The organism is Antricoccus suffuscus, from assembly GCF_003003235.1.
Taxonomy (GTDB): domain Bacteria; phylum Actinomycetota; class Actinomycetes; order Mycobacteriales; family Antricoccaceae; genus Antricoccus; species Antricoccus suffuscus.
The window spans coordinates 91656-109833 of the sequence record NZ_PVUE01000005.1 but is presented as its reverse complement, the minus strand read 5'-3'; the positions used below and the strand labels follow the sequence as shown (position 1 = coordinate 109833).

The window sequence follows — 18178 nt, the reverse complement described above, 5'->3', positions numbered from 1 at the left end:
AGTCAACAAGAAGACGGCGAACCCGTGCGCCTCGACGTTCGGTCTCTGCAGCGGCCGTTTGTGGATGCTCATGTGCGCCTTCTAAACTCGCGCATGGACTTATCGACGAGCCTGAGTCGGCGTGCATTAGAATTTCTCCCCGCGCCCTAGAACTGAAGTGATGTATTCCCGGGACTATACAGACGCTTGGGGCCCTCGTGCGCAGAGCATATTTTCCGATCCTCATGGTGCGGATGCAGATTCGTGTGCCGAGTTACAAGTCTTCAACGTGATTGGGTCCGGACCTAGGCTGCGCCGACCTGCGACTGGCGCCCTTGCGTGCCGGGACTTGGTTCACGCCGGAATCTGCTTGCAATTTTGCCTATTACATGTGCTAATGAAACTTCGTCGCGGGACGGTTGCTTGGGTTAGTCGCTTGTGATGAAGTTGCGGCTGTGGGGGAGACGCTAATTCAGGGGCGTCCCAAGACTGTGGTGGGCGAGTTGTGGGTAAATCGGATGATAAATCGGGCGCGGGCTCTAACGGTGGAATTCTTGGGCGCGGTGTCAGCCGTCGGAACTTCCTAAAGTATTCAAGTGCGGCCGGCGTGGCCGGTACGGCGGCCGCGATGATGTCCGGCACGGCCTTCGCTGCCACGCCTAACTCGGTGTCGGCCGAGAACGCGTTGAGTGGTTCGCCGGAGTCGGACTGGGAATCATGGAACGACGAGTCAATTCAGGGCTACACGACTCAGTACAGCTACCTGCCCGGCGAGACCGTGACTTTCAAGATCGACACGCCATCGACTAATTATCGAGTCCGCATCTTTCGGCTCGGTTGGTACGCCGGTAAGGGCGCGCGACATCTTCAAGATGTCACCCCCTCTGCCACGCTTCCGCAGAACCAGCCAGATCCAAAGACCGAGGCTGCGACCGGGCTGGTCGATTGCGGCAACTGGGCGCCGTCCGCGTCGTGGACTATTCCATCCGACGCCGTATCGGGAATCTATTATGCGCTGTTCGAGCGCCAGGACATCTCCAACTCGTCCAACTACACGCACTTTGTAGTGCGTCGGACCGGGCCGTCAGACGTGTTGGTCCAAACGTCCGAGATGACCCAGCACGCCTACAACCGGTACGGCGGCAACAGTTTGTACTACGGCGACCCGGTAGGTCGCGCATACAAGGTCAGTTACAACCGGCCCTTCCTCCGAGATCCCGATCCGGCCAACATGTTCCTGAGCTCAGAGGTCGCGCTTGTCCGATGGCTCGAGCGCAACGGGTACGACGTCTCATATTGCGGTGGGATCGATGTCCACCAGAACGCAGCTGTCCTCAATGGACGCAAGGTGTTCATCTCTTCCGGTCACGATGAGTACGTCTCCGGCGAGCAACGAGCGAACGTAACGGCCGGGCGCGATGCCGGCGTCAACATGATCTTCATGTCAGGCAACGAATACTTCTGGAAAGTACGCTTCGCCCCGTCGATTGATGGCTCCAACACCGCAGACCGCACAATGGTCTGTTACAAAGAGACCCTCGACAGTGCCAAGACCGACCCGACGCCGGAATGGACCGGCACGTGGCGCGATCCCAGGTTCAGCCCGCCGTCCAACGGAGGACGTCCCGAAAATGAGCTGACTGGACAGTTCTTCCGTTCGATACTGCCCAGTAATGAGCCCGACCTCGAGATCACCGTGCCGGCCGAGTACGCAAAGATGCGGCTCTGGCGCAACACGGCCGTCGCTACGCTAACGAGCGGACAAGTCCGCACGTTGGCGCCCAACACTTTGGGCTACGAGTTTGACTGCGACGTCGACAACGGATTTCGGCCCGCCGGTCTTATCCACCTGTCAAGCACGACGGCGCAGACGCCACAACTGCTTATCGACTACGGCGCGACGTACATCGCGGGCACGTGTGTTCACAACTTAGTCATGTACCGGGCGGCCAGTGGCGCGCTCGTATTCGGTACCGGCACCGTTCAATGGTCCTACGGCCTCGACGACTATCACATCACCGACCCCGGAACGCCGACCGATCCGGTAATGCAGCAAGCGACGATCAACGTACTCGCCGATATGGGGGCGCAGCCGTCAACCTTGCAGTCCGGGCTGACGGTCGCGACGAAGTCTGCCGACACTCTGCCCCCAACGACCGCGATCGTGACACCGGCAGAAGGCGCCGTTTTCCCGATCGGGACCGCCATTACGGTCGCTGGCACGTCGGTCGATGCAGGCGGGGGCACAGTCGCAGGGATTGAGGCATCCACCGATGGGGGGACGACGTGGCACCCGGCGACGGGCAAAGACTCATGGAGCTACGTATTTACGCCTCTCGCGACCGGTCAAGTGCCGATTACAGTGCGCGCGATTGACGACAGTTGCAACATCGAGTCGCCAGGCGCGCAGCGAAGCTTCGTCGGAGGCCCTAGATCGCTGCCGTGCTCGATCTGGCCCACGGACTTCACCCCGACGGTTGCCTCATCTGACGACGGTGGTGCAATCGAAGCCGGTGTCAAATTCCAAAGTGCGGTCGAAGGATTCATCACCGGTGTCCGCTTCTATAAGGGAGCGGGCAATACCGGTACGCATGTGGGCACTCTGTGGACCGCCGCCGGCGAACAGCTTGCGACGGGAACCTTCGCTAACGAGTCCGCGACTGGCTGGCAGGTAGTCTCGATCTCTCCGGTACCCGTCACCGCCGGGACTACCTATGTCGCCTCCGTCTTCATGCCCAATGGTCACTATGCGGCCGACGCCGGTTACTTTGCACAAGCGTTTGAACTCCCACCCTTAAGAGCCCTCGCAAACGGTGAGTCTGGCTCCAACGGCGTATACCGATATGGCTCAACGGGATTTCCGACTGACACATTCGGGTCGACCAACTACTGGGTTGATGTTGTTCTTAGCGACGACAACAACGAAGCTCCTAAGGTCGTCGACCACTCTCCGGCGACGAAAATTCAGTCAGTAGTTCGGACGACGGCGGTCACCGCGACTTTCAGCGAGCCGATGACCGAAGCCTCGATTGTCGTTGAGTTGAGGGACGCGACTAACGCGCTCGTCGCCGGATCCACGACGTACGACGTAGCCACACGGACAGTGACGTTCACGCCCACCGCCCAGCTCGGGGCGCTGGCGCTGCACACGGTTACGGTCACCTCCGGCAATGATGCGGCAGGTAACCCGATGGCGGCTCCGTACTCCTGGGAGTTCAGCACGACCGGCGACCCCGGCACATCACCGACGAGCATTTGGGACACCTCCGCGGCGCCCGCGACGATCTCCTCGAATGAGACAAGTGCCGTCGAGCTCGGGGTGCGATTCACGTCTGATGTCGACGGGACGGTCACCGGGCTGCGTTACTACAAGGCGCCGGGTACGACGGGCTCGCACGTGGGTCATCTGTGGTCGGCGTCGGGGACGTTACTAGCGACCGCGCCCTTCTCAGATGAAACATCCTCCGGTTGGCAGCAGGCAAATCTCGCGACTCCTATCGCCATCACGAAGAGCACTACCTACTTCGTGTCATACTTCTCGCCCAACGGCGTATATGGCCTGAGCAGCGGATACTTCACATCTAGCGCGGCCGACCGAGGCGCTATTCACGCACCACAAAGCGTGACAGGGGCGCTCAACGGTGTCTATCGTTACGGGCCGAGCGGCTTCCCCTCCGATTCCTACGGGAATGCGAACTACTGGGCTGACGTGGTATTCGTCATGGCTGCCGACAACACGGCACCACAGGTGGTCAACGTCGAGCCGGCCGCGGACATTCTCGCGGTTGCGACTACTCAGGCAATACGCGTGACGTTCAGCGAGCCGATCGACAGTGGATCGCTGACGTTCAGTCTGAAGACAGCGAGCGGGGCGACGGTGGCATCAAGCGTCGCGTACGACGGAGGCACGAGCACCGCCACGTTGACGCCGAACTCGGCGCTCGCCCAAAATGTCACCTACACGGCGTCGGTGTCGGCTAAAGACCTCAGCGGCAATGCGATGGCCGCACCGATGACGTGGAAGTTCACGACGGCGACTGTCGCCGGGGCTACTCCGGCGACTCTGTGGGACACCTCCTCGATCCCTGCATCGGCCGCAAGCTCCGATGGTCTGGCGATCGAGGTCGGCGTTCGAATTGTCCCGCAGAGTGATGGCCAAATCACCGGCATTCGGTTCTATAAGGGCTCCGGGAATACAGGCTCACACGTCGGGCACCTGTGGGCTGCCGACGGCGCCCTGCTCGGAACCGCCACGTTCTCCAACGAATCTGCGGTGGGGTGGCAGCAGGCGCTCTTTGGTGCGCCAATCCAGGTCACCGCCGGCGTGCCGCTAGTCGCGTCGTACTTCGCGCCGAACGGCCACTACGCAGCCGACGCGGGCGGTTTGTCAGCCGCCGTTACTAGGGCACCACTGCAGGCACCCGCCTCGACGGGATCTGCACCCAACGGGTTGTACAAGTACGGCGCTGGCGGATTCCCGAACAGTAGCTATAACGCGACCAACTACTGGGTTGACGCCATCTTCGTCGACACCGCGGCTCCAACGGTCACCTCGGTCACTCCAGTTTCTGGGGAGACGGGAGTCGCCTTGACGGCGACCATGTCCGCGACCTTCAGCGAGCCGGTCATCCCGTCGTCGATCTCGATCAAGCTGCGCGACAGCGGCGGCGGTGTCGTCGCCGGCGCGTCGGCGTACGACAGCGGTAGCAACACCGTCACGTTCACGCCCACTAGCCCTTTGTCGGGTTCGGCGTCGTTCACCGCGTCCGTGGAGGCCGCGACCGACCTGCAAGGCAACCCGATTGCCTCGCCGACGACGTGGAGCTTCCAGACGATCGGTGCCACTGTCGTCTCGATCTGGCCCAATAACGTCGTCCCCGCAACGCTTCTGGTTAACGACACCGGCCCGCTCGAAGTTGGAACGAAGTTCCGAGCCAGTTCCGCGGGTGCGGTTCAGGGGGTGCGGTTCTATAAGGGTGGCCCTGCCAACAGCGGATCGCATGTCGGGAATCTGTGGGCGGCGGACGGAACTCTGCTCGCGAGCGTGACGTTCGGAGCCGAGACCGCGCGGGGTTGGCAGTCAGCCATGTTCACCACCCCGGTCTCGCTCACACCCGGCAACACGTATGTGGTGTCATATTTCGCGCCGAAAGGTATGTACTCGGCAGACGGCGGTTACTTCGCCAGCCGGAATGTCGTGAGTGGCCCGCTCGAGGCACTCCAGACGGGGACCGACGGGGGCAACGGGGTCTACAAGTACGGCTCCGCCAGCGCGTTCCCGACGGACACCTACAACGGCGGTAACTACTGGGTCGATGTGCTGTTCGTCGCTGGGTAACTGTTAGATCCGTACGATCTGGGCGCGAACGTGGACCAGGTCTAGCGGTCTTCGGCGTCGAGGGCGGCGAAGACTTCTTGTGCGACGGCGAAGGCGGAGTTGGCCGCCGGTACGCCGGCGTACACGGCCGCGTGCAGGAACACCTCGCCGATCTCCTCGCGGGTGAGCCCGTTGTTGAGTGCGCCGCGGATGTGTAGTCGCAGTTCGCCTTCGTGGCCGAGGGACAGCAGCGCGGTCAGCGTAATGATTGAGCGCGTACGCCGGTCCAGCCCCGGCCGCGTCCACACATCACCCCACGCCGTGCGGGTGATGTAGTCCTGAAACGCCTCGGTAAACGGTGAGGTGTTCGCGACGGACCGATCCACGTGCGCATCACCGAGTACGGCGCGGCGTACGGCCATCCCTTGGTCGTGTCGTTCGCTGTCGGTGAGATCGCTCATGTGCGCGCTCCAAGTGTCTGCTCGACGAGGCGGGCGGCCGCATCGATGTGGTCGGTGGGGTCAAACGCCGCGTCGAGGTCCTCGGCCGAGAGATGACCTGAAGCGGGGGAGTCCTCTAGTACGTCGCGCAGCGACCTCCCGCTTGAGGTCGCCACAACAGACGCATCGGCCACGATCGACTGAGCCTCGGCGCGGTCGACGTGCCGCATCAGCGCGCGGGCGACGGACTCGGCAAACATCACCGATCCGCGGCCGGTCACGTTCTCGCGCATGGTGTCGGCGTGTACGACGAGCCCGGACAGTACGCCGGACATCTCCGCGCCAGCGCCACCGGCGAGATGCAGCAGTTCGCGAAGCGGGGTCCATTCGGCATGCCACGCGCCAGCGGCGCGCTCGTTGTCGTGCACGGCCGCGGCTAGCAGCGTCGACACGAGACCGGGGGACTGCAGCGTGGCTGAACGCACCAGGATCGAACCGATCGGATTGCGTTTGTGCGGCATCGCCGACGACGAGCCGCGCCCAGCGGACGGACTTTCGGACAGCTCGCCGATCTCATTCTGGGACAGCAAGATGACGTCGGTGGCGATGGTGCCGAGCGCCGCGACCACCTGACCGAGGGCGCTCGCGAGGTCGACGATCCTGCTGCGTTCTGTGTGCCAGGGCGGCGCATCGGCCAGGCCGAGTGCGGACGCGACGGATGCGGCGAGCCGAGGAGCGTGAGCGCCCCAGGCGACGCGCGTGCCCACCGGGCCACCAAGCTGTACAGCAAACCGCGAGGAAGCGGCCTCCAGCCGGTCCCGGGCCGCATCGACCCCGCCGAGCCAACCGACTGCCTTGAGCCCAAACGTAATCGGGGCGGCGATCTGGCCAAGGCTTCGGCCGGTCATCAGCGCCCGTGCGTGCTCGCGTGCCAACGAGACTAAGAGCCCGGAGCATGCGTCTAGACGGTCGAGAATGACCGCCACGGCGTCACGGGCGATCAGCATCAGTGCCGTGTCCAAGATGTCCTGGCTCGTCGTACCGAAATGCACGTGCGCCGCTGCGGATGCGTCGCGGGCGCGCACGTCGCGGGTCAGCCACGACGCCAGCGGTACGACGGGATTTCCCGCCGCGACGGCGGCGCGGCCGAGTTCGCGTACGTCGTAGTGGGCATCCGCGACCACCGTGGCGATCACGTCGGCGGACGACTGCGGGATCAGCCCTGTGGCAGCCTGCGCCGAGGCCATCGTCGCCTCGACCCGCAGCATCGCCGATACGAGAGCCGCGTCGCCGATCGCCGCGTCGACCAAGGCGTCTCCAGGCAGCGAGCCGAGCAGCCCGTCGTACGGCGCGCTCAAGGATTCAGAGCTCGAAGAAGACGGACTCATGCTCACCTTGTAGATATATGTCGAACAGGTACGTCGCTGGATCCTTAGCCGACGCCTCAGCGATCAGTCGGGATCGGCGTTCCGGGTCGACGGAGTTGAGAACCGGGTCGACAGCATTGGCCTCGGGTTCGTCGGAGAAATAGATGCGGGTCACCACCCGGTCGAGCATGCCGCGGGCGAAGACGGACACGTTGAGATGCGGCGCCTCGATCTCGCCGCCGCCGGCCGGCAGAGGACCCGGCTTGGCGGTCACGATCTCGAAATGACCGCCATCCAGCGTCGTCGCGCGTCCGAACGCGATGAACCCCTCGGGTGGTTCTTTCTCGCCGCGGAGGTCATCCGGGTGGTCGAACCTGCCCTCCGGGTCGGCCTGCCACGTCTCGATCAGTCCGTCCGGGATCTGGGATTCCGCGCCGTCGTACAGCGTGCCGACGATCCGGATAGCGTCGGGGAAATCCCTTGGTACGACGAGGTTCCCGTCCTCCCACGTTAACGCGATGTGCAAGAACGGGCCGACAGTCTGCGACGGGGTTAGGCCGAAGTCTTCAGTCATCGTCGTCCTCCTCCTCGAACACGCTCGCGTCCGGACCACGCAGCACGATGTCGAAGTCGAAGGCCAGCGCCCACTCGGGTTTCGTCTCCGCGAGATTGAACGTCGCGATCATGCGCTCCCTGGCCGCGACATCGCGCACCGAGTTGAAGATCGGGTCTTGGCTGAACAGCGGGTCGTCGGGGAAGTACATCTGGGTGACCAGCCGCTGGGTGAATGCGCGGCCGAACAGCGAGAAGTGGATATGCGCTGGCCGCCAGGCGTTGTCGTGGTTCTTCCACGGGTAGGCGCCCGGCTTGACCGTCAGGAATTCGTAGTTTCCTTGCGCATCAGTCATTGTGCGCCCGACGCCGGTGAAGTTGGGATCGAGAGGTGCGGGCCAATTGTCGCCGATGTGCCGGTAACGGCCGCTCGCGTTGGCCTGCCAGATCTCGATGAGCGTGTGCGGGATCGGCGTACCGCGGGTGTCTAGGACCCGGCCGCGCACGATGATCCGCTGCCCGAACGGTTCGCCGTCGTGCTGCACGGTCAGGTCGTGGTCGGTCGGCCCGACGCGTGACTCGCCCAGCAGTGGCCCGGTGATCTCCGTCAGCCGCTGCGGCAGGACCTGAAGCGGCTGTGTCGGGTGGCGCAGCGCCGTACTTCGGTAGTCCGGGAAGTCCATCGGCGGGTGTACGCCGGTGATCTGCGGATAATGCGGCACCAGAAGCTCGCTCATGGTCACTCCTCACGCTCGTCGGCCAGGGACGCTCGGCAGTTATTGAGCGTACGCCGTAGCGTCGCGACTTCCCGGCTGCTCAGTCCGTGCAACATCCGGTCCTCCAGGGCACGGACTTCCGTTTCGTGCTGGGCAAGTAGCTTGCGTCCGTCCTCGGTCAGGGTGATCAGAAGGCGACGACGATTGGACGGGTCCTGGCGGCGGTCGATGAACCCGCGGCGCTGCAATGTGCCCACGAGGTCGGCCATCGACTGCGCCGTGATGAACGAGTTGCGGGCGAGTTGCGCGGCGGAAATGCCATCGTGACGCTCGAGCACCGTGAGCGCGGTGTACTGCAATGCCGTGATCTTGCTGGGCTTGACGATCGTGTCGAGGCGGGAGCGCACTGCCAGCTCCACCTGCTTGACGGCGTACAGCAGGGAGGGCGTGTGCACAGTGACCACCGCGGGCTCCTTCCGGGGGCTTGCGTTCCGATCTAACTCGGGTCAGTATCAGGAAACCTGTTAGTCGATGTTAACGCAGGGTCATGGTGATTAGGAGGTGGCAGCGGAGATGCTCGATAACCCGGGGCTCGGCGTCGGTTCCTGGCCGTGGCGCCGCGCGCGGATCACCCCGGACCGCATCGCGCTGGCGCAGGGAGACCGGACGGTGACCTACCGGGCGCTCGCCGAACGCACCCGCCGTCTGGGTGAGGCGCTTCGCGGCCTCGGCGTACGACGCGGTGACCGGGTCGCCTACCTTGGCGCCAACGACATTTCGGCGCTGGAGATGTTCTTTGCCGCAGGCCAGATCGGCGCCCTCTTCGTGCCGCTCAACATCAGGTTATCGGCGGTCGAGATCGGCTATATGCTTGAGGACTGCGGCGCGTCGGTGTTGGCGTACGGCGCCGGGATGACATTGCCCTCGGGCATTTCAGCGCACCTGGTCGGCCCAGATGACTACGAGCAGCTCGTGCAGAGCGGGTCCGCGGATGTGGCGCTCGAACCGGTCGGGCTGGAAGAGGCGGCAGTCATCCTCTACACGTCCGGTACGACGGGCAAGCCCAAGGGCGCCGTACTCACTCATGGCAACCTGACCTGGAACACCATGAACCAGCTCGCGCACTACGACGCGCTCGGCACTGACCGGGTGCTGTGCATCGCGCCGCTGTTCCATGTGACCGGGCTCGGGCAGGTGACCATGCCGACGTTGTTCAAGGGCGGCTGCGTCGAGGTCGTCGCCCGGTTCGAACCTGGCGAGGTGCTGGCCGCGATCTCGCGCGGTCGGATTGCCGGGTTTGCCGCCGTACCGGTGATGTTGAAGCTGATGAGTGAGCATCCGTCGTGGCCGGCTGCGGATCTGTCGTCGCTGCGTTATGTGAACTACGGCGGGTCCGCGGTCGAGGAGCGGGTCGCGCGCGCCTGGCAGGACAAGGGCGTGATGCTCTACCAGGGATACGGCATGACCGAGACGACCGCCGGCGTGACGATGGCGCTCGGCGAGGGTGCGCTGGAGCGCCCGGTGTCGGTGGGGCCGCCGCATTTCTACACCGAGATCGCCGGGCTGCGCGATGATCACGCGGCGGCCCTGGTCGCGGGTGAACCGGCCGAGTTGCTCGTGCGCGGGGCCAACGTGTTCTCCCGCTACTGGGAGCGTGAGGAGGACACCGCCGCGTCGTTCGTGGACGGCTGGTTTCGCACCGGTGACGTCGTACGCCAGGATCCGGACGGCTGGTCTTCCGTGGTCGATCGCGTCAAGGACATGATCATCTCCGGCGCGGAAAACGTCTATCCGGCCGAGGTGGAGGCGATCATGCTGCAGCGCGACGAGGTCGCCGACTGTGCCGTGGTCGCGGTCCCGGACGAGCGGTGGGGCGAGGTGGGCGCTGCCTTCGTCGTACGCCGCACCGGCTTGTCCGAGGCGACGCTGCGTGCGCACCTCGAGAGCAACCTCGCGAAGTACAAGGTGCCCAAGTACTTTCGGTTTGTGGACGAACTTCCGCGCAGTGCCACCGGCAAGGTACGCCGGACCGACCTGCGCCGTACCGCCTCAGAATGGATAACGGAGGACTGAATCATGACCCTTGATCTGGAGTCACTCGTCGCGATCGACGTACACACGCACGTCGAGCAGGACGATCACGGTCACTTCTCGCTGGACAGCGAACTGATCGACGCCGCGGCGAAATACTTCAAGTCCGACCAGAACCAGACACCTACGGTCGCCGATATCGCGGCGTACTACCGGGAGCGCAAGATGGCTGCGGTCGTCTTCACCGTCGACGCGACCTCCGGCAGCGGTCACCCCGCGCTGTCAAGTGAGGACATCGCGACGGCCGCCGCGGCGTACCCCGACGTGCTCATCCCGTTCGGCTCGGTGGATCCGCACGGCGGCCTCGGCAGCGTACGGCGGGCGCGCAACCTGGTCGAGGAGTTCGGCGTACGCGGGTTCAAATTTCACCCGAGCATGCAGGCGTTCGAGCCCAATGATCGACAGTTCTATCCGCTCTACGAGGCGATCCAGGCCCTCGGCGTACCGGCGTTGTTCCACACCGGGCAGACCGGGATCGGCGCCGGATTGCCTGGCGGGCACGGGATCAAGCTGCGTTACTCGCAGCCGATGCTCCTCGACGACGTCGCCGCGGACTTCCCAAACTTGACAATCGTGCTGGCGCATCCGTCGGTGCCGTGGCAGGACGAGGCGATCTCGATGGCCACCCACAAGGCCAACGTCTACATCGACCTGTCCGGCTGGTCACCGAAATACTTTCCGCCGCAGCTGGTGCGCGCGGCCAACACGATGCTCAAGACGAAGGTGCTGTTTGGGTCGGACTTCCCCGTGGTGACGCCGGATCGGTGGATGCGCGACTTCGACGCGCTGGACATCAAGCCCGACGTGCGGCCGATGATTCTCAAGGACAATGCAATCCGGATGCTGGGGCTGTAAGTCGTGCGCACTCAGGTAGGAATCATCGGCGCCGGTCCCGCGGGTCTTGTCCTGGCGCATCTGCTCGCGCGCCAGGGGATTGAGTCGATCGTCGTAGAGAACCGATCCCGCGAGTACGTCGAGGCGCGGATCCGGGCGGGCATCCTCGAGCAGGAGACCGCCGAGATGCTCGTCGACACCGGCGTCGGAGAACGGCTGCAGCGCGAGGGAATCCGGCATGACGGGATTTACCTGCAGTGGCCCGGGACCCGGCACCATCTGGACTTTCCCGCGCTGTGTGGCAGGTCGGTCTGGGTCTACGGCCAGACCGAGGTCGTCAAAGACCTCATCACCGAACGACTGGGCGCCGGTTTGCCGCTCTACTTCGAAGTCTCCGATACCTCCGTGCGCGACATCGATTCCAACAGGCCCTCGATTGGGTTCACCGACGCATCCGGCGCGGCACAGACCATCGCCTGCGACGTGATCGTCGGCGCGGATGGATTCCATGGCGTGAGCCGCCCGGCGATCCCCGATGCGCTGCGTACGACGTGGCAGCGGGACTACCCGTTCTCCTGGCTCGGGATCCTCGCCGACGTACCCCCATCGACCGACGATTTGATCTATGCCTGGCATCCGAACGGATTCGCACTGCACAGCATGCGCTCGCAGAAGCTCAGCAGGCTCTACCTGCAGGTCGACCCCGATGAGAACCTCGACGACTGGTCCGACGACCGGATCTGGTCCGAGCTCGCCACCCGGTTCGAGATCGACGGCTGGACCCTCAACGAGGGCCCGGTGCTGGAAAAGCTGCTGGCGCCCATGCGAAGTTTCGTCAGTACGCCGATGCGGCACGGACAGCTGTTCTTGGCGGGGGATGCCGCGCACATCGTGCCGGCAACCGGCGCCAAGGGACTCAACCTCGCCGTTGCCGACGTACGCCTGCTGGCAAAAGCGCTCACGGCGTACTACGACAATGGGAGTACGGCGCTGCTGGACGCGTATCCCGAGACGGCGCTGCGCAATGTCTGGCGCAAGACGCACTTCTCGTGGTGGATGACCACGATGATGCATGTGCACGGTGACGAGTTCGATCAGCAGTTGCAGCTCTCCCAGCTGCGGTACGTCGCGACGTCGGAGGCGGCCGCTCGGTCACTCGCCGAAAACTACACCGGCCTGCCGCTCGACGAGCTCTGATCGCGGCGAGTCCTCGTCAAGAGCGCAAGATCGAAGAAGACAGCAGCGTCGTACCTACCTATCGTTGTTTCCATGGCTATGCATGTGCACTCAGCGGCAGTCTGGGTCAGTAATCAGAAAAAGGCGCTCGAATTCTGGGAAGGCACGCTCGGATTCGAACGGCGCATCGACCAGCAAATGGGTCCGGACAACACGTTCGTGACCGTTGCCCCGGAAGGATCTTTCGCGGAGCTGGCGATCAACGAGGCGGCCAAGTTCGGCCAGTCGACCGATCGAATCGGTGGCGACAGCGGCATCTCGTTTGTGATCGACGACGTCACCTCCTGGTACGAGGAGATGAAGGCGAAAGGCGTGAGCTTCTCGGGGCCGCCGGAGAAGATGCCATGGGGCGACGTCGGCGCGCACTTCGAGGACCCGGACGGCAACTCGTTTTTCATCAACGGCAAGAAATAGCTCACGCCGCGGTTTGAGTGCAACGTTTGTGTACGACGTACGGACAAAACGTTGCAGTCAAATCGTGTTTTCAGCACGACGCGCCCAACAGGTTCTTGCTTACCGTCACGGACGGCGTGCCGACGCTGACCCAAGTGCCGAACTGGACAGCCTTCACCGTGACAGTGATCGCGGTGCCGAGACCCAACAGGCTCGTCACGTCGTACGTCCTGGTGCCGACCGAAACGGGGACGTCAGCACGATCGGTGAAGGACAGCACATATCGGGCTGGGGCAACGGCTGGAGCGGACCACGAGATGCGTGCTCGGCCTGGCACCCCAATGGTCTTGCACTTAATGCCAGTCGGGGGATACGGGTTCATCGCGGCACTCGCGACACCTGAGGAAATGTCGGCGTGATCGGTAAACGCCGCCAACGTGGGCTGCGGACGGATCAGTGCGGTCGCGCTCATCAACAACACCGGCAAGGCGACTAGCGCCGTGATGCGGCTTGAGCGAGGATCGGGCGGCTCGTCGACGGAATGCCGCGCTATGCGCTCGTCGCCGGACCGACCTCCGCCAGCCCCGAAACTTGGCACAACCGATGAGGGGTCGTCATCGTCGGCGGAGTCGTCCGGTTCGTTATGACCGCGCGAGTCGTCTGGCGGCTCGCGTTCCCGTTCTTTCTTCGTTCGCACCGAGAAGACGAGCACGCCCCCGACCAGTACGCCGACGCCGAAGACGTACGGAGGCTTCTGGATCTCCTCGACGACGTAACCGAGTCCGTTTTGATGCCACATCACCCGATCTGCTTTGGACGCTAGGTATTGCTCAGTGTCGTTCTCGGGATTAGCGTCGCCCTTCATCGTGAGCGCGTAGACCCCGCCGCCGATCGGCTCGATCGCCACGAGACGGTGGGTCACCCGGACGCCTTTGGCATTGGGCACGCTAACGATGTCTCCGACGTCGAGCTCCGAGGCCGGCGTCTGCCGCGCCAGGGCCAACGCGCCGGTCTTGATCTCCGGCGACATCGATCCGGACCTGAAGACCAATGGTCGAATGTCGAAGAAGAACCCTGCTGCCGCCCCCAACAGACAGATAACCCCCATGATCGCGGCGAGCGTGAGGAGAGTTTCGGCCGCGATGTGCCGAAGTCGCCTCATGGCTGGACCTGCCGGGCGTCCACGGCGAGCATGACCCGCATCGACGCTCCTTGGGCGGCCGCAGGCGGTACGGTATCGGCCGGTATCGCCAGTTTGAAACACAGTCGCCAGTTCGCCCCGGCGCCGAGCGTGGCGCCCTGCTGCGCGCTGACGTTCACCGTGGTGGGGATCGGACTGCCGGTTCCCGATCCGTTCACTACATCCATGAAGTTGGCGTTGCACACGTCGCTGGGTCCGAGGGTGACGAAACGTAGGCGGACCGCCGTACCCAACGCGTCGGCCTGCGCGGTCGTCGACGAACCGGCGGTGGCCGCGCTCGAGCCGATCGTAGTGACGGTGAGCGGTAGCGTGCCGCTGTTAACCAGGCGTAGCTCGGCGTACGACGCGGGCCCGCCCGGATACATGCCATCGACGGTCAGCGCATTAAACGGGTACGGCGTCGGAGCGCCCTGGCCGGGGGTCGTACCGTCGCTGACGCTGAGGTCGAGCTTGCCACTCACGAAGCTTGCGCCCACCGAGCCGGCGTCAGTGAATGCCGCGCTTGTGGCATAGCCGACCAGCCCGAGGGCGGCACACATGCTCAACGCGACTCGTATCTGGACGTGTCGAAGGACTCTCACGATCTGAAGAACCTGACGTCACGACGAAAACGTGAATGCGCCGGGCAATCCGGTCAGGACTGCGTCGCGGTGAACTTGAAGGTCGCGGTAGTCGTCTTGCCTTGGATCGCCGGCACGTTGTTTGCCGGTATATCCGGCAATTCAACCTTGAAGCACAGGATCTCGTTCGCAGCTGGCGCGAGCGGCCGAGTCGCAGCCATCGTGGCGTTCTTCAGGCCGGTTACGCCATCGATGATGACAGTGCCGCCGACAAGACCGCCGGCCTGAGTGCAGGTCGTAGCGGCGACCGCAACCGTCACCTTTAAGGCGCCGGCTAATCCGGTGTCACCGGCGGCCGTCGTGGTCATTCCGTATGTAAAAGCAAGCGAACCGCTGTTGTTTACCTGCAACGGAGCCACGGCGACCGATCCCAGCTTGCCGGCGGCGATTCCGAGAGTCGTGGTGTACGGCGCGGACTCGGGGCCCTGGTTGGTGCCCGGCGGCTGGTCGAAGCTGATGTCCAGGCTTCCGGTGGAGAATGTCGCCCCGACATTGCCTTCGTCGGTGAATGCCGCCATGGTCAGCGCGGCGCCCAACCCGACGACAGCTCCAATTGCCAGCAGAGCGCGAATCCGGAATCGATGTTTAGGGTGAGATGCTGCGGTCACGGTCATTGATCTACCTTCCTCAGTAGTTGCAGAAATGGTTCGTAGTGCCGATCAGCGTGCACAGGGCCCAGCCGCATTTCTAGCACAGAAAAGGCACAGGTGGGCTGACGTCGCCGCCGCTACCAGCGGAAATGCGATGCAATCGCTCGTGCGTTCTACCCGCGGTGCCCCCCATCCAGGCGCGTGGGACGTGTGCTCCTCGCGGCAGTCAGAGGCTCAACTGCAACGTTTGTGTACGACGTCCGGACAAAACGTTGCAGTCAAATCGTCGCGGAATGGCGCCGCGGCGATCGTTTTGGCCACGCAGCCGGCAGGCCTGAAGTGGTACCGTTTTGGTATGGCCATGAATGTGCGGATTCCTGAAGCGCTTGACCGACAACTCGAGGAGTTGGCCGCCCGTGAGCATGTTTCAAAGCACTCGCTCGTTTTGCAAGGTGTCGAGCTCATCGTGCGCACCAGGGCGCGTCGAGAAGAAATTGACCGTGGTATTGACTTCGTCATGGACCATGACGCCGAGTTGTTAAGTCGGCTCGAAGACGCGTGACGGACTTTCTCCAACTTGCCGATGCGCTCCAAGTTATCCAGCGGTATGGATTTCATGTACGTGACGCGGGGTTGTTGGCGTCGGCGCTCGGTCGACCGTCGGCGTCCATGTTCGGCGTGGACGCCTACGAGACTCTGGACCGGAAGGCCGCCGCGCTACTGGAGTCTGCCGTCCGCAACCACGCCCTCGTAGATGGCAACAAGCGCACGGGCTGGACGCTCCTGGTCCTCTTCCTGTGGATCAACGGATACCAACATGACTTCACCGCCGATGAAGGATTCGACTTTGTCCTCGGCGTCGCCGAGGGAACGATTGGGCTGGACGATGCTGAGCAACGAATCGCGGCACACCGCATTCCGCGTTCATGAAAGGGCCCGCGTGTTGTTGCCATCCGCTCGCTCCCTGTCGCGGCAGACCCCTGCTGGTCACGCCTCGTGATCCAGCACAAGGGGGAGGTTGGCGAGACAAGGGAACGCCCGCCCGTCACCGTTACGCCGTTCGTGACCCGAGCCGGCAGTCCGGTGAGCCAACCGTGGTGACGGATGGTCGGGGATTTTGTGACGGACGGAGCCGAACTTTGTGACGGACGGAGCCGAAATTTGTGACGGATGGCGGTAGGAGAGCGTGGCGTTATAGGCTCCGAAAATGAGAATGCGACTTCGTCAGGTGGCCTTTGTGGCCACGGATCTTGGACCGGTAGAGCAGCAGATCGAGAACGAGCTCGGGGTGGAGCTGTGTTTCCGTGACCCGGGCGTCGGGAAGTACGGCCTGAAAAACGCGCTGTATCCGGTCGGCGACAAACTGCTTGAGGTGGTCTCGCCGCAAGAAGACGGGACGACCGCGGGACGCCTGCTCGAGAAGCGCAGTGGCGACGGCGGCTACATGGTCATCTTGCAAGTCGATGATCTCGCTTCGCTGCGCTCGCGCATTGACGAGAACGGCGTCCGGATCGTCAGCGAGCCGAAGGGCGAGACGATCGCCGGCCTGCACCTGCACCCCAAAGATGTGGGCGGCGCAATCCTCTCGGTCGACCAGAGCGAGAAGTGGGACGACTGGGACTGGGCCGGGCCAGGCTGGCGCGAGCACATTAAGACCGAGACGGTGACCGACATGGTCGGCGTCGCGGTTCAGTCCGACGATCCTGCCGCGATGGCGAAACGGTGGGGGACCGTGCTCGGGCGTGACGTCACCACCCAGGGCAACGAGTCGCACATCGAACTCGACGAGGGCGTCCTTCGGTTTGTGCCGACCGGCGACGATCGCGGCGACGGCGTGACTGCGATCGACGTACGCGCGGCAGACGGCGTCGCGCGTACGACGAATCTGTGCGGCGTAGCGATCAACTTCGTCGCCTGAGCCGGATCGGCTGACCGAAGCGGAACGCTTGCGGCGACGGCAGCGTCAGTCGTCCCATGAGGGCCGGCACGAGGAAATCTTGGCGCGTGCTGTCGCTGACCGCGGCAGCCGTGGCCCTCCTCTGCGGTTGCTCGATTACGCTCGACGGTCGTGGATCGACGCGGCATACCTTCACACCCCCGACCGGGCCCGACGATGTCGTCGTACAAGTAGTGACGGCCGGCGGCTACGCGCCTCTGTCCTCCTATCTGCGGACAACAGCGTCGTACACGCTATTGGGTGATGGCACGCTCATCGTCGCCGACGGTGATTACGGCGACGCGCTCGTGTCCCTCGAGATGGCAACGATCGGTACCGCGCAGATTTCGGATATCGTCAAGAATGCCGACAATGCAGGCATTCTGGGTCCCGAGAGTGACTACGACCAGCCCAATGTGACCGACATGCCGTCGACGTCCGTGGCCGTCAATGTCGACGACACAAGCTACAGCCAATCGGCCTACGCGCTCTACTTCGATGAGCACGACGACGACCTGTCCGGGCCAGCGCAGAAAAGGCGGGCGCAGTTGCGTGACTTCATCGATCACATCGATGAACTCGCTACGGATACGGTCGACTACGCGCCCGACGCGATCGTGATCTACCGACTGCCCGCCGACGAAGGCTCCGGATCCGAACCGGTCAAGCCATGGCCGATCGCTACCGCGCCGCCCGCGTCGAATGGTTCGCCCACCTGCATTGTGGTCGACGGCGACGAGGCGAACATTCTCGCCGCGGCCGCGCAGGATGCGGATGCCGATGACCTGTGGCAGGTCGGCACGGAGACGCCGACGACGTTCGCCATGCGCCCGCTGCTGCCCGGCGACAAGGGATGCGAAAAGTAGTCCACCCAAAACGTTGCAATCATCCGAAAATGGGCGCGCA

General features: G+C 63.8%; 17 protein-coding genes. 9 read left to right on the top strand and 8 right to left on the bottom strand.

Going from position 1 to position 18178, the window contains the following annotated elements:
- Positions 1 to 484 precede the first annotated feature (484 nt).
- Complete coding sequence (locus CLV47_RS08075) at positions 485 to 5317, top strand: DUF4082 domain-containing protein (protein ID WP_106348521.1); 4833 nt, start codon at positions 485 to 487, stop codon at positions 5315 to 5317.
- A 41-nt stretch (positions 5318 to 5358) separates the two neighbouring features.
- On the opposite strand, the gene pcaC is transcribed toward CLV47_RS08075, so the two are convergent.
- From pcaC to CLV47_RS08050, 5 genes are read right to left on the bottom strand one after another with little or no spacing between them, the layout of a single operon-like run.
- Positions 5359 to 5757: a 4-carboxymuconolactone decarboxylase gene (gene pcaC / locus CLV47_RS08070; protein WP_106348520.1), complete on the bottom strand. Its 399-nt coding sequence runs from the start codon at positions 5755 to 5757 to the stop codon at positions 5359 to 5361.
- Positions 5754 to 7124, bottom strand: coding sequence for a class-II fumarase/aspartase family protein (locus CLV47_RS08065; RefSeq protein WP_106348519.1), 1371 nt, complete (start codon positions 7122 to 7124; stop codon positions 5754 to 5756). The genes pcaC and CLV47_RS08065 overlap by 4 nt, the downstream gene beginning before the upstream one ends.
- Complete coding sequence (gene pcaG, locus CLV47_RS08060; protein ID WP_106348518.1) at positions 7099 to 7677, bottom strand: protocatechuate 3,4-dioxygenase subunit alpha; 579 nt, start codon at positions 7675 to 7677, stop codon at positions 7099 to 7101. The genes CLV47_RS08065 and pcaG overlap by 26 nt, the downstream gene beginning before the upstream one ends.
- Positions 7670 to 8392: a protocatechuate 3,4-dioxygenase subunit beta gene (pcaH, locus tag CLV47_RS08055; protein ID WP_106348517.1), complete on the bottom strand. Its 723-nt coding sequence runs from the start codon at positions 8390 to 8392 to the stop codon at positions 7670 to 7672. Before pcaH ends, pcaG begins: the two co-directional genes overlap by 8 nt.
- Before the next feature lie 2 nt (positions 8393 to 8394).
- Positions 8395 to 8835 carry a MarR family winged helix-turn-helix transcriptional regulator gene (locus CLV47_RS08050; RefSeq protein ID WP_106348516.1) on the bottom strand — a complete coding sequence of 147 codons (441 nt, stop codon included), beginning with the start codon at positions 8833 to 8835 and terminating at the stop codon, positions 8395 to 8397.
- 109 nt (positions 8836 to 8944) lie between these two features.
- Between CLV47_RS08050 and CLV47_RS08045 the strand changes: the two genes are divergently transcribed.
- The 4 genes from CLV47_RS08045 to CLV47_RS08030 all read left to right on the top strand — a co-directional run bounded on the left by CLV47_RS08045 (position 8945) and on the right by CLV47_RS08030 (position 12946).
- Positions 8945 to 10444, top strand: coding sequence for an acyl-CoA synthetase (locus CLV47_RS08045; RefSeq protein ID WP_106348626.1), 1500 nt, complete (start codon positions 8945 to 8947; stop codon positions 10442 to 10444).
- A gap of 3 nt (positions 10445 to 10447) precedes the next feature.
- On the top strand, positions 10448 to 11317 hold the full coding sequence (locus CLV47_RS08040) for an amidohydrolase family protein (protein WP_106348515.1): 870 nt from the start codon (positions 10448 to 10450) through the stop codon (positions 11315 to 11317).
- A 3-nt stretch (positions 11318 to 11320) separates the two neighbouring features.
- Positions 11321 to 12493, top strand: a complete 1173-nt coding sequence (locus tag CLV47_RS08035) for a 4-hydroxybenzoate 3-monooxygenase (protein ID WP_106348514.1) — start codon at positions 11321 to 11323, stop codon at positions 12491 to 12493.
- Between the two features lie 72 nt (positions 12494 to 12565).
- On the top strand, positions 12566 to 12946 hold the full coding sequence (locus tag CLV47_RS08030; protein ID WP_106348513.1) for a VOC family protein: 381 nt from the start codon (positions 12566 to 12568) through the stop codon (positions 12944 to 12946).
- Positions 12947 to 13016: 70 nt separating this feature from the next.
- On the opposite strand, the gene CLV47_RS08025 is transcribed toward CLV47_RS08030, so the two are convergent.
- From CLV47_RS08025 to CLV47_RS08015, 3 genes are read right to left on the bottom strand one after another with little or no spacing between them, the layout of a single operon-like run.
- Complete coding sequence (locus CLV47_RS08025) at positions 13017 to 14087, bottom strand: S24/S26 family peptidase (RefSeq protein WP_106348512.1); 1071 nt, start codon at positions 14085 to 14087, stop codon at positions 13017 to 13019.
- Positions 14084 to 14707 carry a TasA family protein gene (locus tag CLV47_RS08020; protein WP_146135323.1) on the bottom strand — a complete coding sequence of 208 codons (624 nt, stop codon included), beginning with the start codon at positions 14705 to 14707 and terminating at the stop codon, positions 14084 to 14086. Before CLV47_RS08020 ends, CLV47_RS08025 begins: the two co-directional genes overlap by 4 nt.
- Before the next feature lie 53 nt (positions 14708 to 14760).
- Positions 14761 to 15360, bottom strand: coding sequence for a SipW-dependent-type signal peptide-containing protein (locus CLV47_RS08015; RefSeq protein ID WP_106348510.1), 600 nt, complete (start codon positions 15358 to 15360; stop codon positions 14761 to 14763).
- 331 nt (positions 15361 to 15691) lie between these two features.
- Here CLV47_RS08015 and CLV47_RS08010 point away from each other — a divergent pair, with 331 nt between their 5' ends.
- The 4 genes from CLV47_RS08010 to CLV47_RS07995 all read left to right on the top strand — a co-directional run bounded on the left by CLV47_RS08010 (position 15692) and on the right by CLV47_RS07995 (position 18138).
- Positions 15692 to 15898, top strand: a complete 207-nt coding sequence (locus tag CLV47_RS08010) for a ribbon-helix-helix protein, CopG family (RefSeq protein WP_202862455.1) — start codon at positions 15692 to 15694, stop codon at positions 15896 to 15898.
- Positions 15895 to 16266, top strand: coding sequence for a type II toxin-antitoxin system death-on-curing family toxin (locus tag CLV47_RS08005; protein ID WP_106348509.1), 372 nt, complete (start codon positions 15895 to 15897; stop codon positions 16264 to 16266). The genes CLV47_RS08010 and CLV47_RS08005 overlap by 4 nt, the downstream gene beginning before the upstream one ends.
- A gap of 277 nt (positions 16267 to 16543) precedes the next feature.
- Entirely contained in the window at positions 16544 to 17254 is a 711-nt protein-coding gene (locus CLV47_RS08000) for a VOC family protein (protein ID WP_146135322.1), read from the top strand.
- A gap of 86 nt (positions 17255 to 17340) precedes the next feature.
- Positions 17341 to 18138: a hypothetical protein gene (locus CLV47_RS07995; RefSeq protein WP_106348507.1), complete on the top strand. Its 798-nt coding sequence runs from the start codon at positions 17341 to 17343 to the stop codon at positions 18136 to 18138.
- The last annotated feature ends 40 nt before the right edge of the window (positions 18139 to 18178 follow it).

Excerpts from the sequence above, each read along its gene's own strand:
- CLV47_RS08010 (WP_202862455.1), top strand. The coding sequence starts at position 15,692 with ATGGCCATGAATGTGCGGATTCCTGAAGCGCTTGACCGACAACTCGAG.
- CLV47_RS08000 (WP_146135322.1), top strand. The coding sequence starts at position 16,544 with ATGAGAATGCGACTTCGTCAGGTGGCCTTTGTGGCCACGGATCTTGGA.
- CLV47_RS08015 (WP_106348510.1), bottom strand. The coding sequence starts at position 15,360 with ATGACCGTGACCGCAGCATCTCACCCTAAACATCGATTCCGGATTCGC.
- CLV47_RS08030 (WP_106348513.1), top strand. The coding sequence starts at position 12,566 with ATGGCTATGCATGTGCACTCAGCGGCAGTCTGGGTCAGTAATCAGAAA.
- CLV47_RS08025 (WP_106348512.1), bottom strand. The coding sequence starts at position 14,087 with ATGAGGCGACTTCGGCACATCGCGGCCGAAACTCTCCTCACGCTCGCC.
- pcaH (WP_106348517.1), bottom strand. The coding sequence starts at position 8,392 with ATGAGCGAGCTTCTGGTGCCGCATTATCCGCAGATCACCGGCGTACAC.
- CLV47_RS08045 (WP_106348626.1), top strand. The coding sequence starts at position 8,945 with ATGCTCGATAACCCGGGGCTCGGCGTCGGTTCCTGGCCGTGGCGCCGC.
- CLV47_RS08040 (WP_106348515.1), top strand. The coding sequence starts at position 10,448 with ATGACCCTTGATCTGGAGTCACTCGTCGCGATCGACGTACACACGCAC.
- CLV47_RS08065 (WP_106348519.1), bottom strand. The coding sequence starts at position 7,124 with ATGAGTCCGTCTTCTTCGAGCTCTGAATCCTTGAGCGCGCCGTACGAC.
- pcaC (WP_106348520.1), bottom strand. The coding sequence starts at position 5,757 with ATGAGCGATCTCACCGACAGCGAACGACACGACCAAGGGATGGCCGTA.
- pcaG (WP_106348518.1), bottom strand. The coding sequence starts at position 7,677 with ATGACTGAAGACTTCGGCCTAACCCCGTCGCAGACTGTCGGCCCGTTC.